The sequence below is a fragment of the Serratia ureilytica genome (assembly GCF_017309605.1).
GTDB classification, from domain to species: Bacteria; Pseudomonadota; Gammaproteobacteria; order Enterobacterales; family Enterobacteriaceae; genus Serratia; species Serratia ureilytica.
The window spans coordinates 4037249-4051525 of record NZ_CP071320.1 but is presented as its reverse complement, the minus strand read 5'-3'; the positions used below and the strand labels follow the sequence as shown (position 1 = coordinate 4051525).

The following is a 14277-nucleotide window of genomic DNA, read 5'->3' as shown; positions in this document are numbered from 1 at the left end:
CGCCGCCGCTTGAGTGTTGCCAAAAAAGTGTTTGTTCGATTGTGTACGTTTGTGTACATTCATGATCACTTTAGCATCGCCGGATTGACATGATGTCCAAACTGTTACCGAATGAGCGCCATCAGGCCATTCTCGACACGCTCCGCCAACAGGGGCGAGTGCTGGCTCTGGAGATGGCGCAGCGGCTGAATACCACCGAAGCGACCATCCGCCGCGATCTGCGTCAGCTGGCGGCGCAAAATCTGTGCAAACGCATCTATGGCGGTGCGCTGGCGCCGACGCCGGCCGAAGGCCCCGTTGCGGCGCGCATTGCCCTCAGCGGTGATGAGAAGCTGGCGCTGGCGCAGACCGCGCTGGGGGTGATCGGCGAAGAACAGCTGATCTTCCTCGATGCCGGCAGCACCCACCTGTATCTGGCGGATCTGTTGCCGCGCGATCGGCGTTTGACGGTGGTAACCAATGCGTTGAGCATCGCCGGCAAAATGCTGGAACGGCCGGGGATCCGCACCATCCTGATCGGCGGCGAACTGGATGCGCAGGTCGGCGGCTGCGTGGACGCCAAGGCGGCGGAAGAGATCGACGGATTTCATTTCGATCTGGTGTTCACCGGCATTTGCGCCTACGACCCGGCCGGCGGCTTCTCCGCGTTGAGTTACCAGGACGCCACGTTCAAAAAGCGGTTGCTGACGCGCGCCGGCAGCGTGGCGGTGCTGTGCACCCGCGACAAACTCAATACCTACGCCCCCTACCCCTTCCTGCCCGCCGGGCGGGTGGATCATCTGGTGACGGCGCGCGGCGCGCACCCGCAGCTTGAGCAGCAGGTGGCGCAGGGCGGCGGCCAGATCTGGCACAGCGATTTATCGACCGGAGAATGATGATGAAAATAGCCCATGTTGCCCTGTGGACCCGTGACATCGACGCGCAGCTGGCGTTCTGGCAGCGCTATTTCAACGGTGAAGCGGGAGAGGAGTACGTCAGCCGCAATCGGCCGGGGTTCGTTTCCCGCTTCGTCAATCTGGCGGCAGGGCCGACGCTGGAGATCATGCGCGTGCCGACGTTGCTGCCGGCGCAGGCGCAGGAGGAGCGGGTGGGCTGGGCGCACATCGCGCTGTCGCTGGGGGATGAGCGGCAGGTCGATCGGTTGGCGCAGCGCGCACGGCAGGAGGGCATCTTGCTGTCCGCGCCGCGCTGGACCGGCGACGGCTTCTACGAGGCCGTCATTCGCGATCCGGATGGCAACGCGATCGAAATCACCGCCTGATCACTCTTCTTCAATGCTGGCGAACTGCTCCCCCAGATAGTCGAGCAGCAGCCGCACCGCCGGCAGCAGGCCGCGGCGCGACGGGTAGACCGCGTGCACCACGCCGCCCTGTGGCTGCCAGCCCGGCAACAGTTGCACCAGCTCGCCGCGCAGCATGTCGTCGCGCATCATCATCGCCGGCAGTTGTACGATGCCGGCGCCGGCGATGGCGGCGGTGCGCAGCATCAGCATGTCGTCGGTGACCAGCCGCGGCGAGTGCTCCCACTCCACCCGTTCACCCTGTGGGCCGGTCAGCCGCCATTGGTGCTGAGCGCGCGCCGGGCCGAGATCGAGCGTCGGGTATTTACGCAGGTCTTCCGGCGTTTGCGCCGGCCCGAGGGTGCGCACCAGCGCCGGGCTGGCGGCGACGCACCAGGTGCGCTGCGCGAGGATCTTCAGCACCAGATCGCTGTCCTCCAGCGGCGGCGGCCGCACGCGGATCGCCAGATCCAACCCTTCCCCCACCACGTCCACCCGGCGGTTGGTGGCCTCCAGATGCACCGTCACCTTGGGATAATCGGCCATAAAGGCTGCCACCATGCTGCCGACGCGAGTGTGCAGGATCGCCACCGGGCAGGACATGCGCACCGTGCCGCAGGGCTCGGCGCGCGTCTGTTCGATCGCCTGCTGCGCGGCTTCCGCTTCCACCAGCATCGCCTTGCAGTGCGCGTAATAGGTTTGGCCGAGTTCGGTCACCGAGAAGCGCCGCGTCGAGCGCTGGATCAGGCGCACGCCCAACCGCTCTTCCAGCAGCGCCACGCGGCGGCTGAGTTTGGATTTGGGAATGCCCAGCGCCCGGCCGGCGGGGGCGAATCCCTGGTGATCGACCACGCTGGCGAAGAAAAACAGGTCGTTCAGATCGGTCAGCATCGCATCCCTTATCGTTCTACCAGTAGAACGCTGAGTGTACATCTTGCCTACTACTGCAGCAAACCCCGGCGGATTAAACTTCTGACATCAACTTAAGGCCGTGAGGTCTGAAACGGGAGTTCAAGATGAAAAAAATCCTCGGTATTCACAACAGCCCGGAAGCACATTGGGTCGGTAACGGTTTCCTGGTGAATTCGCTGTTCTCTTATAACGATTTGGGAGCGGAAATGAGCCCGTTCCTGCTGCTGGATCACGCAGCGCCAACCAAATTCCGCTCCGCCTCCGGCACCCGTGGCGTGGGTCAGCACCCGCATCGCGGGTTTGAAACGGTGACCATCGTCTATCAGGGCGAAGTGGAACACCGCGACTCGACCGGCAGCGGCGGGGTGATTGGCCCCGGCGACGTCCAGTGGATGACCGCCGCCTCCGGCATTCTGCACGAAGAGTTCCATTCGCGGGACTTCTCGCGCAAGGGCGGCACCATGGAAATGGTGCAGCTGTGGGTCAACCTGCCGGCCAAGGACAAAATGGCCGAGCCGGGCTATCAGACGCTGCTGAACGCCGATATTCCGGTGGTTCCTCTGGCGGACGGCGCAGGGCAGGTGCGGGTGATCGCCGGTGACTTTGGCGGGCACGCCGGCCCGGCGCGCACCTTCAGCCCGCTTAACGTGTGGGACATGAAGCTGAATGCCGGCCATACCACCACACTGACGGTGAAAGAAGGCCATACGCTGGCGCTGGTGATGCTGCACGGCGCGATCCTGGTTAACGGTGAAGACGTGGTGCGCGAAACCCAAATGGTGCGTTTCGACCGGGCGGGGGATTCGATCACCATCGAAGCCAACAACGACGTCGCGCTGTTGGTGCTGAGCGGCGAACCGATCGATGAGCCTATCGTCGGCTACGGCCCGTTCGTCATGAACAGCGACGCGGAAATCCAGCAGGCGTTCCGCGATTTCAACAGCGGCAAGTTCGGCAGCATGAACGCCGAAGCGAGCGCCGGTTGAACCTTGGCGCCTGGGGCGGACCGTGTTCCCCGGCTCAGGCGCTACACTTAAACCTCAACGCCCCGCCCTGCGGCGGGGCGTTTCATCCGCAACATCAACCCCACAGGAGTAAAACCATGACTGCAAATTACAAGCGCCTCGACAAAGACCAGGCCGCCGTATTGCTGGTGGATCATCAGGCAGGGCTGCTTTCGCTGGTGCGTGATATCGATCCCGATCGGTTTAAAAACAACGTGCTGGCGCTGGGTGATTTAGCGAAGTACTTCAACCTGCCGACCATTCTTACCACCAGTTTCGAAAACGGCCCCAATGGCCCGCTGGTGCCCGAACTGAAAGCCCAATTCCCCGATGCTCCCTTCATTCCTCGCCCTGGCCAGATCAACGCCTGGGACAACGACGACTTCGTTAAGGCGGTAAAAGCCACCGGCCGCAAGCAGCTGATCATCGCCGGCGTAGTGACCGAAGTGTGCGTGGCATTCCCGGCGCTGTCGGCGCTCAATGAAGGTTTCGAGGTCTTTGTGGTGACCGACGCCTCCGGCACCTTCAATGAGCTGACGCGTCAGTCGGCCTGGAGCCGCATGGAGGCCGCCGGCGCGCAGCTGATGACCTGGTTCGGCGTCGCCTGCGAGCTGCACCGCGACTGGCGCAACGACATCGAAGGCCTGGGCACGCTGTTCTCCAACCATATCCCGGACTACCGCAATCTGATGACCAGCTACAACACGCTGACGAACGGCAAGTAACGCGACGGCCCTTTACCCAACCTTTTGCCTCTCATCACGTTAAGCGCGTGTAAGCAAAGCGCAGCGGGGCGAAAAGGTAGCGAAAAGCGGCTTTCTCATGGGCCGGGGGCGGGGTAGCGTAATCCCGAACCCGGCAAATGAGGCTAATTCAATGAAACAAGCAATCAAGATCCTGGCGCTGCCCTGCATGGGCATGGCGCTGTTGTTCAGCGCGAGCGCGATGTCTGCCCCCGAGGCGCCTGCGGCCAAAGCGTTGCCGCCTGTGGCGGATGAACCGATGCGCATGCCGCCTTTCCCGGGCGGGCACCCGCCCAAGCCGGGGTTCTGCCGCGGCGGTGAGCTGTTCTGCGCCACCTCGGCCAGCGACAATCCGGTGGAAACCATCAACAAACTGACGGCGGTGATCCCGGCGGGCAGCGCCAAACATTACGAAGTGCGCGTCGCGGTGGTGGCGGTGCCTGACGCACCGCCCGGGCCTTAACACGCCCCGTCATCCCGCTCTGGCCTGGGCGCACCAGGCGCGTTAGGCTAAGGCGAGCATTTTTCGGGAGGCGGGATGACCCCTTTATCACAGCTGCCTTATCTGCAGCCCGGCGATCGCGCGTTGTTGTTCGACGGCGAATGCAACCTGTGTCATGGGCTGGTGAGATACCTTGTTCGCGCCGATCGGCAGCGGCGCATTCTGTTGGCGACGGTGCAATCCGTCGAAGGGCAGGCAATCCTGCAGGCGCTGGGATTGCCGACCGACCGTTTCGATTCCGTGGTCTATGTGGAACAGGGGCGCTGTTGGCTGCGTTCGGCGGCGTTGTTTCGGGCGCTGCGCCAAGTGGGATGGCCGTACCGCGCGCTGGCGCTGGCGCGTTACCTGCCGCCGCGACTGGCGGACAAGATCTACGATGCGGTCGCCGGCAATCGCTACCGGCTGTTTGGCCGCAACGACGGCAGCGGCCTGCCGGGTGCCGACCAGCCCGGGCGCTATCTGCCTCGGCGGCGGGAGCCGCCGGCCTGAGCTTTACGCTTCTTTACCATCCAACCGCTTGAAATATCAGCACTCCAGCTCCATATAATGGGTTATTCAGCCAACAAGGAGCGCGTATGGGAATCAGTGAAGAAGAGCACATCCGCCGTTTGACCCAAGAGAAAAACGACATGGGCAATACGGCGAAATGGGTGGCGATCGTTTCCGCCGTCTACTTTGCCTTGATGGTGTTTTATGGCCATCCAACCGGCGTATTGGCGATGTCGGGCGCGGTATTCATTGTCTCTACCGCCACCTGGTTGAAAAAGCGCCAGAAGGTCAAATCTTACCGCATGGCGTTGGCCAAAATCAGCGACGATCAGCCCTGATAGTCGCAGCGCTTTAGCGTATACACCAGGCTCGGCGCCGCGCCGGGCACGTCATCCAGTGTATCCACCCGCTGCATGCCGATCTTTTCCAGCACTCGCCACGACGCCTGATTCTCCGCACGCACAATGGCGGAAATCTCCTCCAGCGCCAATCCGACAAAACCGTATTGCAGCGATGCCCGCGCCATCTCGGTGGCCAATCCCATGCCCCAAACGCGAGTATCGAAGCGATAGCCGAGGTTCACGGTGCGCTGCGCCCCGAGCGGTTTCCGGGACAATCCGCCAAAGCCGATAATCCAATCCGGCCGTTCGCGCAGAGCGATCGCCCAGGAACCGTAACCGTGTTGTTGCCACCCGGAAATCCTCTCTTGCAGCGCCGCTGCGGCCTGCGCTTCGCTGGTGAGTGGACCGGCGGGATTGAAACGCTGCGTTTGCGGATCGCCGAAGATGGCGTAGAAACGCGCGAGATCCGCCATCACCGGTGGGCGCATCTGCAGGCGTTCGCTGAAGAAAGGAGTGGAAGGATTAAAGCTTGTCATCGTTTCTCTCTGCTGGATAAATGAACAGTGTTCACTGTAGACCAGAATGGCGAAACGGGAAATCCCCCTCTGCGGGTGAGAGGGGGCGAAGGGAATTACAGGAAGGAGTCGTCGTCGTCGCTGTAATCGTCGTCGGCGTAGTCCGTGTCGTCCTGATAGTTGGCGTTCTGGAAGCCGTTGTCCTGGTTGAGGAAGCTACCGCCATCGCCGTTGTTGAAGGTATCCAGGTTGTTGGAGGCGTCGAAATTGCGCATTGCGCTGTCGTCCAGCGGCGCCGGGGTTTCCTCGATAATATTTACGATTTCCTGTGGTTGTGAATGGCGGAACATGCCGGTCAGCATGTCGGCCAATACTACGCCGCCGGCGACGCCCGCCGCCGTTTGCAAGGCGCCTCCCAGGAAGCCGCCGGCGCGTGAAGGCGCCGCCTGCTGCGGTGGGGCATAGGCCGGTTGCTGCGGCTGCTGCGCGTTGTTCCAGGCCGCCGTATTTTGCTGCTGCGCCTGATACTGTTCGCGCGGGCTTGGCGTACTGCGGCTGCCGCCGCCGAACAGGCCGGCCAGGAAGCCACCGCTGCTCTGCTGGCCGTTGGCGGTTTGCTGCAGCTGCGCCACCTGGGCCTCCAGCTCTTTGACCCGCTGATCCATCTGCTTGAGCGCCGCTTCCTGAATAATCATCGCCTGCGCCATGTAATAAGGGGCGGAAGGCTGCTCGCGAATATGCTGGTTGATTTGCTGCTCTGCCTGGAGATCCCGTGGGCCCGTCTTGGTCTCGGCTTCTTTCAGGCGGCCAAACAGACCATCGATAAGGCGTTGTTCTTCGGATTGCATAGGAGTACCTCAGGAGATAAATAACGGTGCTGGATGATCACTATCATCGGTATCAATTACCCTAGCGCGTTTACATGAACCAATAAATAAATGGCGGGTAAACCTGCCTATGAATTTGTTACCAATTGCGGCAGCGGGATCAGCATCACCAGCTTCAGACCGGCGTGCTCCGCCGGATGGAAGGTGAGTTGGCGATAGCGCAGCGCGCCTCGCTGAGGATGCTCGAACGCTCTTTCGCCGCCTTCGCGCGCCATGACGTCATGTTGCTTCCACCAGTGATTAAAGTCCGCGCTGTTGTGCGTCATGTTGCGCACGAAGGCACGCATCTCTTCGGTATTTTGATGATGGCTGGTCTCGGCGCGAAACTCGGCCACCACGCGGCGCGCGCGCTCTTCCCAATCGCTGACCAGCGTTTTCGCCAACGGGTGGAAGAACATGAAGTGCAGCAGGTTGGGGCTGTTGGCCACATCCAGCCAGCCGCTGAACAGCGCCGCCGCCTGCGGGTTCCAGGCGACGACGTTCCAGCTCACGTCCAGCAGATAGCAGGGCACCGTCATCTGATGCACGCTTTGCAGCACCGCGTCATTGGCGGTTTCGCGGTGCGCTTCCTGCTCGGGGTCGGCGATACGCGCCAGGGTAAACAGGTAGTGGCGTTCGGCCGGGCCGAGCCGCAGCGCTTTGGCGATGCGCGCCAGCGTGAAAGGGGAAATGGACACCTCGCGGCCCTGTTCGATCCAGGTATACCAGGTGGCGCTGATGCCGCTGATTTGCGCCAGCTCTTCGCGGCGCAGGCCGCTGGTGCGGCGGCGCGAAGAGCTGGGCAGGCCGATCATTTCCGGCGTGATGCGTTCGCGGTGCGCGCGCAGAAACGCGCCGAGGGCTTTTGGCCCGGATAAGGCTTCTGATGGCATAGCATGGTACCTATTTATACCAGGATAACTGCTCATATTGTACCCGTATAGTAGCCTGATTATAGTAGCCGAAAGCCTTCAGGCACAGGCGCAAGCCGGATAATAACAGGAGCAAACATGAGCAACAGCAACAGCCATAACAATGCGGTAGACCGGCAGTTCGGCGAGCAGGCCAATGCCTATTTAACCAGCGCGGTGCATGCGCAGGGCAAGGATTTGCAACGTCTGGCGCGGTTACTGGCGCCGCACGCCGAAGCGCGCCTGCTCGATCTGGGCTGCGGCGCCGGGCATGCCAGCTTCACCGCGGCGGCCAGCGTGTCGCAGGTGGTGGCCTACGATCTGTCGGCGCAAATGTTGGCGGTGGTGAAGCAGGCGGCGGCGGAAAAAGGCCTGAACAACATTCAGCAGCAGCAGGGCGTGGCGGAGTCTTTGCCGTTTGAGGATGCCAGTTTCGATCTGGTCATCAGCCGCTATTCGGCGCACCACTGGCGCGATGTCGGCCAGGCGCTGCGCGAGGTCAGGCGTATACTCAAACCGGGCGGCAGCGCGATCTTTATGGACGTGGTCTCGCCGGGGCACCCGCTGCTGGATATCTACCTGCAAACCGTGGAAGTGCTGCGCGATACCTCGCACGTGCGCAACTATGCGCCGGGCGAGTGGCTGACGTTGCTGACCGAGGCCGGGCTGGTGGTACGCGAGGTGACGGCGGATCGATTGACGCTGGAGTTCGGCAGTTGGGTGGCGCGTATGCGCACGCCGGCGCATTTCGTCACCGCGATCCGCGCGCTGCAGCAAAGCGTGTCGCAGGAGGTGGCGGAGCATTTCGCCATCCAGCCGGACGGCTCCTTTACCAGCGATATCATGATGTTTGAAGTGACGAAGGGCTGAAAGCAACGGGGCAGCCGATGAAGGCTGCCCCGTGAAACGCGATCGACTGCGATACGCTTATTTTTTGTCTTCCAGCAGGCAGCGGTAGATCAGGCCGCCGATAATGCCGCCGACCAGCGGCACCAGCCAGAACACCCACAGCTGCTGCAGCGCCCAGGTGCCCTGGAAGATCGCTACGCCGGTGCTGCGCGCCGGGTTGACGGAGGTGTTGGTCACCGGGATGCTGATCAGGTGGATCAGCGTCAGCGTCAGGCCGATAGCCAGCGGGGCAAAGCCTGCCGGCGCGCGCTTGTCGGTCACGCCATGAATAACGATCAGGAAGAAGGCGGTCAGCACCAGCTCAATCACGATTGCGGCTTGCAGAGAGTAACCGCCCGGTGAGTGTTCGCCGTAACCGTTAGAGGCGAAACCGCCTGCCGTGGCGTCGAAACCGGCTTTGCCGCTGGCGATCAAATACAGCACCGACGCTGCGGCGATACCGCCGATCACCTGTGCGATAACGTAAGGGATCACGTCTTTCGCCGCGAAACGGCCGCCGGCGAATAAGCCGACGGTGACCGCCGGGTTAAAATGCCCGCCGGAAATATGGCCGACGGCATAGGCCATCGTCACTACGGTCAGACCGAAAGCGAGCGCGACGCCGAGGAAACCAATACCCAGCTGTGGGAATGCCGCTGCCAATACTGCGCTACCACAACCACCAAACACCAACCAAAATGTGCCAAAAAATTCAGCAAAAAGTCGCTTTGACATAGATTCCATCCTGCGGAATAGACTAACGGGCGTTAGCACTAAAAACTATAGAACAGCTTTTTAAGTTCATGCAGATATTCTATAGAATTTTCTTAATGCACCTTGAATAACGGCGGTATTAAATCCCTGACATTTTATTTTGTCTATGAGAAAAACACCGTTTTTCGCCGTGTTGACGCGCGTTTGCCGATTTTTTTATCTTTGTTATAAGAATTTACCCTAAGCAAAACGGCTGGCTATTTCCGGGCGGTTTTTTCCAGCGGTTTTCTCCATTCAATACGCTCAGGTTAATTGCTCATTTCTATTTGCCAGCCAACCTTATTGCCTGATGTGCATTTGACGAATTGCCTATTGTCATCTAAGTGTCATGCTAAATTAATATCGTCTTCTGCCTGACAACGCTCCATTTAACCTCGGGTAAAAAATATGAAAATAAAATCGCTCTCCCTGCTGTTGGCTTCACTGTTTCCGGTATTGGCTCACGCTGCCGACATTGAGGTGGCGCGTTATGTGGTCGGCTTCCCCGGCGGGGAACGCGTCGCCTATCAGGGGGCGTCCGCCAAGCATTTCCCGCAGGGATTGCCGGTAGGGATCGGCTCCGGGTTGATGTTCAACAAGAAGCAGGGCGACGATTTGGTGCTGACGACGCTGACCGATCGCGGTCCTAATGCCGATGCCCCGGCGGTAGGCAAGCAAGAGGCCAAGATTTTCGCCAATCCGCAATTCACGCCTCTGTTGATGGACATTCGTATCGGCGGCGGCAAGGCCGTAGCCGAGAATGCGCGGCCCTTGCACGACGAAAAAGGGCCGATCGGCGGGCTGCCGTTGCCGGGCGAGCTGATTGGTTCTACAAACGAAGTGGCGTTGAACGACGCGTTGCAGCCGCTGTCCGGCGATCGCCGCGGGTTGGATACCGAAGGGGTGACCGGTGACGGCAACGGCGGCTATTGGCTGTGTGATGAGTACGGCCCGTTTCTGATCCATATCGACGGCAAAGGTAAAATCCTCGCCAAATATGGCCCAACGCCGCAGGCCGGCGAACAAGCGGTGGCGGGCGGTTTGCCGAACATCCTGAAATGGCGTCAGCCCAACCGCGGTTTTGAAGGATTGACCCGGATGCCGGACGGGCGAATTCTGGCGGCGGTGCAGAGCACGCTGGATGTCGATGGCAAAAGCAAAAACAAGGCGCAGTTTACCCGGCTGGTGAGCTTCGATCCGCGCAGTGGCAAAACCGCCATGTACGGCTATCCCATCGATATCGACAGCTATAAAAAAGCCAAAGACGCCAAAATTGGCGATGTCGTGGCGTTGGACAACCAGCGCATCCTGTTGATTGAACAGGGAACCGGTAAAGATAAGTCGATGATCAACAAGATCTATCTGGTGGATCTCGCGCAGGCCAGCGATCTGAGCGCGTTTGACGGCCAGGGTAAAGCGCTGGAGTTCGACGATGCGAAAGATCTGGCTAAACGCGGCGTGAAGCTGGCGCAGAAACGGGAAGTGGCGGATCTGCGTCAGTTGGGCTGGCGCCAGGAGAAAGCGGAAGGGTTGGCGCTGATCGACGATCGCACGCTGGCGGTGATCAATGACAACGATTTCGGCTTGCAGGCCACGCTGGTGGATGCGTCGCCAAAGAGCAAGAAAATCGGCGACTATCAGCTGGAGAAAGGAGGGCGGTTGAGCCTCGACGGTGACAAAACCGACGCCCACATCGAATTGCGCCCTCTGGAGCAGCCGGAATCGCTGAGTGAGCTCTGGGTGCTCACCTTGCCGCAATCCTTGAAGTGACCGATATCGGGGGCGATTGCGCCCCCGTCAGACCGTTGACAAAGGAGGAAAAAACATGGGTTTTTCCTCCTTTGTGGCCATCAGCCGAAAATCAATAAATTGATTTTCCTTGTTTTTTTATCCGCTGCTCTCTGCAAACCCGGCAATGGCATGAGGTTTGTCATCAATCTCACATTGGGGGCGATTGCGCCCCCGTTTGATTCAGGCTTGCGCGTGCCGCTGTGGCGCTTTGCCGCGCGAGATGCTCTCCCACGCCGCCACCATCACCATGATCAGCGTCGTCAGGCCATTGACCATCAGCAGGTCGGTTAAATAGGCGATCGGGGCCAATACCGCCAGCGCCAGCAGCCCGACCAGATGCGACAGCGGGAAGCGGCGATACACCAGCCGTTTGTACAGCGCGTTGGCGAACAGGTAAATCGCCGGGCCGAGCAGCAGCACCGCCGCCGTGGCGTGTTGGATGCGGCCGTCGGGATGGGCGATCACCAGCTCGTTGGCCACGGCGCAGACGATGATCGCCCCCACCAGCGCGACGTGCACATAATGGAAATAAGCGCCCAGCTGGCCGGGATTTTCCGCCTGGCTGATGGCGTGGCTGCCGGCTTTGCTGCTGGTGTCGAAGTAGACCCACCACATCGCCAGGCTGCCGAGAAAGGCCACCAGCGAAGCGATGAGCACCGGCAGGCTCCAGCTTTCCATTTCGCTCAGGGTGGCGCCGGTGATCAGAATGGTTTCCCCCAGCGCCACGATCACGAACAGCTGGCAGCGCTCCGCCAGATGGTGGCCTTCGATGGTCCATTCGCTGCTGCTGTCCGAGCGCCCCAGCACCGGCAGGCGAAAACCGAACATCGGCGAGACGTATTCGCACAAGACGGCGATCGCCCACAGCGCTAGGCGAACATGGCCTTCCGCCAGCCCGCCGGCGATCCAGAAGACGGCGGAGATGCACAGCCAGCCGAGAATGCGGCGAAAGTTTTGTTTTAACGGATGATCGGGCGCCAGCAGGCGCAATACCGTGGCGGAGCGCCCGACCTGAATGGCGACGTAGAACAGGGCGAAGATCAGACCGCGTTCGCCAAACGCCTGCGGCAACGCGGCGGCGGCGAACAGCCCCAGCAGCATGATCGCGAACAGCAACAGGCGGATCTGGCGGGTATCCGGATTGAACCAGTTGGTGACCCAGGCGGTGTATTGCCAGGCCAGCCAGACGGCGAACCACAGCAGCAGGGTTTCCAGCGCGCCGGTCAGCGTCAGGTGATGCAACAGATAGTGGGAAAGTTGGGTCACGGCGAAAACGTAGATCAGATCGAACAGCAGCTCGGAAAATGAGACCGACGCGCCCTGACCGTCACGCACGCGCAGCAGGTTTTGCGACATAAGCGTTCTTCCTTAAAGGGTAAGCCACAAAATTCAGCGTAGCTCAGCGCGCTCCGGCGGGTAAAAAATCTTAAATAGACGCGGTGCGCATTCTTTATCGCGCGCCGTCTTTAATTGTTCATCAAATAGGGGTAAGGTGAAGCCTATAAAGTCATTCTCGCCTGAAAATACACACCCGCTCTCACTTCCTCCTTATTCTCCTCACAATGATTGATGTTCTTTACGTTGCATGACGTCCGTTTTCATTGGCTAGCGGATAATTAACATCACTGACAACGAGCGAATAAACAAGAACACCTGGAGTCAATCATGAAACTTATCCCAAGCATCGCAGCCGTATTGATCGCCGCCGCTTCATTTTCCACTTTCGCCGCGCCGCTGTCGTCGGTAAAACAGGTCAACAGCGAGCAGGCCGCCAATCTGCAAAGCCTCGGCGTCGTGTCGGTTTCCGGCGTTAGCGGCTCACCGCATGACGCCATCACCGCCCTGAAAGAAAAAGCCGCGGCGGACGGCGCCAGTCATTATCGCATTATCGGTCTGGACACCCCCGGGGACTCCAGCAACTGGCGCGGCAATGCGGAAATTTATCGCTAAGCGTTAGCTTTTTACCCTCTGGCCGCGGCAACGCGGCCAAAAAAATAAACGGTCGCAATAATTATCTGAACGGTCGGCGCATAAACCGCTTATTCTCAGATCATTATTGCGACCGTTTTTCTTTGCGCGCCGCTGACAAGGTTGCATTTTATTACAACTGTGTCCGCCGCTTTCGGAATCATGTTAATGATTACTTAAGAAATTCGGCTCACATTGAGGGCTTAACCCAAGGAGGCCTCAATGTTAAATGCGACCCGACTGCAACTGATGAATCACTTCGCTTACCTGCAGCAATTTATGGCTTCACCGCGCACCGTCGGTACGCTGGCGCCTTCTTCCCCGTGGCTGTGTCAGGCGATGCTGAATCAGGTTGAATGGACCCGGGCGCTGTCGATCGCGGAACTGGGCGCGGCGGACGGCGTGCTGACCAAACGCATTCTGGGGCGGATGCGCGCCGATGCGGCGCTGGAGGCCTTCGAGATCCAACCCCATTTCGTGCATCGGCTGCGCGGGATTGACGATCGGCGGCTGCAGGTGATGGGCCATTCGGCGACCCGGATGGCCACGGATTACGACGTGGTGTTTTCCTGCCTGCCGCTGCTGTCGATCCCGGTCAGGATCAGCGTGCGCATTCTTCAGCAGGCCCGGCAGCGGCTGCTGGCGCGCAACGGCACGCTGGTGCTGTTCCAATACAGCCACCTGTCGGAAAAATTGCTGTCGCGCTATTTTCACTGGAAGCGCCTGCGGGTGGTGCGCAACTTCCCGCCGGCGCTGGTGTATGTCTGTACGCCGCGTTAGCTACAGTTTTTTCTCCATCACCACCACCTCTTCGTCATGCTGCCGCCGGCGCTCCAGAGGTTGCCAACCCCAGCCGGCGTACAGCGCTTCCGATTTGTCGGTAATGAGATGCAGAACCGAGTGATGGCGCTGCCGCGCCGCCTCGACGATGGCCATTTCAAGACGGCGGGCGATGCCCTTGCGGCGGTGATCGGGATGCACGAAGACGCCGGCCAGCCACGGGGTGAGATCCTGGCGCTGATGGTCGTCGCTGGGCCATAGGCTGGCCATGCCCACCGGACGATCGCCGTCGATCATCATCAGCGTCAGGTGGTCGTCGTCCGGTCGGCTGCATTGGGCGAAACGCAGCTGGGTGCGCTCCAGCGAGCCGCCGCGCTGTGAACCCCACTGGCCGAATGCCCAGGCGGCGCACACATCGGCAAACTGCGGGCAATCCGACAGCGGAATGATGCGTTGAGTCATGGAGGTCTCCCGGTTTTTAGCTGTTTCCCCGTTCTATTTAACCGATTTCCCCGCCATTTTTTTAACTTTTTAA

At 60.3% G+C, this 14277-nt stretch carries 18 protein-coding genes; 11 read left to right on the top strand and 7 right to left on the bottom strand.

Features of this window, described 5'->3' with window-relative positions:
- Positions 1–92 precede the first annotated feature (92 nt).
- Both J0X03_RS19150 and J0X03_RS19145 read left to right on the top strand, forming a co-directional pair.
- On the top strand, positions 93–875 hold the full coding sequence (locus tag J0X03_RS19150; protein ID WP_033642011.1) for a DeoR/GlpR family DNA-binding transcription regulator: 783 nt from the start codon (positions 93–95) through the stop codon (positions 873–875).
- Between the two features lie 2 nt (positions 876–877).
- Positions 878–1261 (top strand): VOC family protein, encoded by a 384-nt coding sequence (locus J0X03_RS19145; RefSeq protein WP_046688328.1) that lies wholly within the window; start codon positions 878–880, stop codon positions 1259–1261.
- Here J0X03_RS19145 and J0X03_RS19140 read toward each other — a convergent pair whose 3' ends face one another.
- Complete coding sequence (locus J0X03_RS19140; protein WP_033642013.1) at positions 1262–2170, bottom strand: LysR family transcriptional regulator; 909 nt, start codon at positions 2168–2170, stop codon at positions 1262–1264. It abuts the gene before it with no gap.
- A gap of 125 nt (positions 2171–2295) precedes the next feature.
- Between J0X03_RS19140 and J0X03_RS19135 the strand changes: the two genes are divergently transcribed.
- From J0X03_RS19135 to J0X03_RS19115, 5 genes are all read left to right on the top strand, one after another.
- A complete protein-coding gene (locus J0X03_RS19135; protein ID WP_016928920.1) occupies positions 2296–3177 on the top strand; it encodes a pirin family protein in 882 nt (293 codons plus the stop codon).
- A 116-nt stretch (positions 3178–3293) separates the two neighbouring features.
- Positions 3294–3920: an isochorismate family cysteine hydrolase YcaC gene (ycaC, locus tag J0X03_RS19130; RefSeq protein ID WP_004928476.1), complete on the top strand. Its 627-nt coding sequence runs from the start codon at positions 3294–3296 to the stop codon at positions 3918–3920.
- Positions 3921–4071: 151 nt separating this feature from the next.
- The gene (locus J0X03_RS19125) at positions 4072–4401 is read left to right on the top strand and encodes a hypothetical protein (protein ID WP_042783760.1); all 330 of its coding nucleotides are present in this window, start codon (positions 4072–4074) and stop codon (positions 4399–4401) included.
- A 75-nt stretch (positions 4402–4476) separates the two neighbouring features.
- Positions 4477–4929 carry a thiol-disulfide oxidoreductase DCC family protein gene (locus J0X03_RS19120; RefSeq protein WP_099783851.1) on the top strand — a complete coding sequence of 151 codons (453 nt, stop codon included), beginning with the start codon at positions 4477–4479 and terminating at the stop codon, positions 4927–4929.
- 86 nt (positions 4930–5015) lie between these two features.
- Positions 5016–5267 carry a hypothetical protein gene (locus J0X03_RS19115; protein WP_033642017.1) on the top strand — a complete coding sequence of 84 codons (252 nt, stop codon included), beginning with the start codon at positions 5016–5018 and terminating at the stop codon, positions 5265–5267.
- Here the strand turns inward: J0X03_RS19115 and J0X03_RS19110 are convergent.
- The 3 genes from J0X03_RS19110 to J0X03_RS19100 all read right to left on the bottom strand — a co-directional run bounded on the left by J0X03_RS19110 (position 5258) and on the right by J0X03_RS19100 (position 7544).
- Positions 5258–5806 carry a GNAT family N-acetyltransferase gene (locus J0X03_RS19110; RefSeq protein ID WP_060659894.1) on the bottom strand — a complete coding sequence of 183 codons (549 nt, stop codon included), beginning with the start codon at positions 5804–5806 and terminating at the stop codon, positions 5258–5260. The two genes, J0X03_RS19115 and J0X03_RS19110, sit on opposite strands and share 10 nt — an antisense overlap.
- Before the next feature lie 95 nt (positions 5807–5901).
- Positions 5902–6633 (bottom strand): DUF2076 domain-containing protein, encoded by a 732-nt coding sequence (locus J0X03_RS19105; RefSeq protein WP_033642019.1) that lies wholly within the window; start codon positions 6631–6633, stop codon positions 5902–5904.
- 107 nt (positions 6634–6740) lie between these two features.
- A complete protein-coding gene (locus tag J0X03_RS19100) occupies positions 6741–7544 on the bottom strand; it encodes a helix-turn-helix transcriptional regulator (RefSeq protein WP_160204010.1) in 804 nt (267 codons plus the stop codon).
- 117 nt (positions 7545–7661) lie between these two features.
- Here J0X03_RS19100 and J0X03_RS19095 point away from each other — a divergent pair, with 117 nt between their 5' ends.
- Entirely contained in the window at positions 7662–8432 is a 771-nt protein-coding gene (locus J0X03_RS19095) for a class I SAM-dependent methyltransferase (RefSeq protein ID WP_160204011.1), read from the top strand.
- A 57-nt stretch (positions 8433–8489) separates the two neighbouring features.
- On the opposite strand, the gene aqpZ is transcribed toward J0X03_RS19095, so the two are convergent.
- A complete protein-coding gene (aqpZ, locus tag J0X03_RS19090; protein ID WP_033642023.1) occupies positions 8490–9185 on the bottom strand; it encodes an aquaporin Z in 696 nt (231 codons plus the stop codon).
- A 426-nt stretch (positions 9186–9611) separates the two neighbouring features.
- Here aqpZ and J0X03_RS19085 point away from each other — a divergent pair, with 426 nt between their 5' ends.
- Positions 9612–10973 carry an esterase-like activity of phytase family protein gene (locus tag J0X03_RS19085; protein WP_047025782.1) on the top strand — a complete coding sequence of 454 codons (1362 nt, stop codon included), beginning with the start codon at positions 9612–9614 and terminating at the stop codon, positions 10971–10973.
- A 201-nt stretch (positions 10974–11174) separates the two neighbouring features.
- Here the strand turns inward: J0X03_RS19085 and J0X03_RS19080 are convergent, their stop codons facing one another.
- Complete coding sequence (locus J0X03_RS19080) at positions 11175–12350, bottom strand: low temperature requirement protein A (protein ID WP_060659890.1); 1176 nt, start codon at positions 12348–12350, stop codon at positions 11175–11177.
- 309 nt (positions 12351–12659) lie between these two features.
- Here J0X03_RS19080 and J0X03_RS19075 point away from each other — a divergent pair, with 309 nt between their 5' ends.
- Together J0X03_RS19075 and J0X03_RS19070 are read left to right on the top strand one after the other, a co-directional pair.
- Positions 12660–12944 (top strand): YdgH/BhsA/McbA-like domain containing protein, encoded by a 285-nt coding sequence (locus J0X03_RS19075; RefSeq protein ID WP_033634035.1) that lies wholly within the window; start codon positions 12660–12662, stop codon positions 12942–12944.
- A gap of 240 nt (positions 12945–13184) precedes the next feature.
- Positions 13185–13742, top strand: coding sequence for a class I SAM-dependent methyltransferase (locus tag J0X03_RS19070; protein ID WP_033642027.1), 558 nt, complete (start codon positions 13185–13187; stop codon positions 13740–13742).
- Here the strand turns inward: J0X03_RS19070 and J0X03_RS19065 are convergent, their stop codons facing one another.
- Complete coding sequence (locus J0X03_RS19065) at positions 13743–14204, bottom strand: GNAT family N-acetyltransferase (protein ID WP_160204012.1); 462 nt, start codon at positions 14202–14204, stop codon at positions 13743–13745.
- Positions 14205–14277 lie beyond the last annotated feature (73 nt).

Coding starts and splice junctions, on each gene's coding strand:
- J0X03_RS19150 (WP_033642011.1), top strand. CDS start 93: ATGTCCAAACTGTTACCGAATGAGCGCCATCAGGCCATTCTCGACACG.
- J0X03_RS19145 (WP_046688328.1), top strand. CDS start 878: ATGAAAATAGCCCATGTTGCCCTGTGGACCCGTGACATCGACGCGCAG.
- J0X03_RS19140 (WP_033642013.1), bottom strand. CDS start 2,170: ATGCTGACCGATCTGAACGACCTGTTTTTCTTCGCCAGCGTGGTCGAT.
- J0X03_RS19135 (WP_016928920.1), top strand. CDS start 2,296: ATGAAAAAAATCCTCGGTATTCACAACAGCCCGGAAGCACATTGGGTC.
- ycaC (WP_004928476.1), top strand. CDS start 3,294: ATGACTGCAAATTACAAGCGCCTCGACAAAGACCAGGCCGCCGTATTG.
- J0X03_RS19125 (WP_042783760.1), top strand. CDS start 4,072: ATGAAACAAGCAATCAAGATCCTGGCGCTGCCCTGCATGGGCATGGCG.
- J0X03_RS19120 (WP_099783851.1), top strand. CDS start 4,477: ATGACCCCTTTATCACAGCTGCCTTATCTGCAGCCCGGCGATCGCGCG.
- J0X03_RS19115 (WP_033642017.1), top strand. CDS start 5,016: ATGGGAATCAGTGAAGAAGAGCACATCCGCCGTTTGACCCAAGAGAAA.
- J0X03_RS19110 (WP_060659894.1), bottom strand. CDS start 5,806: ATGACAAGCTTTAATCCTTCCACTCCTTTCTTCAGCGAACGCCTGCAG.
- J0X03_RS19105 (WP_033642019.1), bottom strand. CDS start 6,633: ATGCAATCCGAAGAACAACGCCTTATCGATGGTCTGTTTGGCCGCCTG.
- J0X03_RS19100 (WP_160204010.1), bottom strand. CDS start 7,544: ATGCCATCAGAAGCCTTATCCGGGCCAAAAGCCCTCGGCGCGTTTCTG.
- J0X03_RS19095 (WP_160204011.1), top strand. CDS start 7,662: ATGAGCAACAGCAACAGCCATAACAATGCGGTAGACCGGCAGTTCGGC.
- aqpZ (WP_033642023.1), bottom strand. CDS start 9,185: ATGTCAAAGCGACTTTTTGCTGAATTTTTTGGCACATTTTGGTTGGTG.
- J0X03_RS19085 (WP_047025782.1), top strand. CDS start 9,612: ATGAAAATAAAATCGCTCTCCCTGCTGTTGGCTTCACTGTTTCCGGTA.
- J0X03_RS19080 (WP_060659890.1), bottom strand. CDS start 12,350: ATGTCGCAAAACCTGCTGCGCGTGCGTGACGGTCAGGGCGCGTCGGTC.
- J0X03_RS19075 (WP_033634035.1), top strand. CDS start 12,660: ATGAAACTTATCCCAAGCATCGCAGCCGTATTGATCGCCGCCGCTTCA.
- J0X03_RS19070 (WP_033642027.1), top strand. CDS start 13,185: ATGTTAAATGCGACCCGACTGCAACTGATGAATCACTTCGCTTACCTG.
- J0X03_RS19065 (WP_160204012.1), bottom strand. CDS start 14,204: ATGACTCAACGCATCATTCCGCTGTCGGATTGCCCGCAGTTTGCCGAT.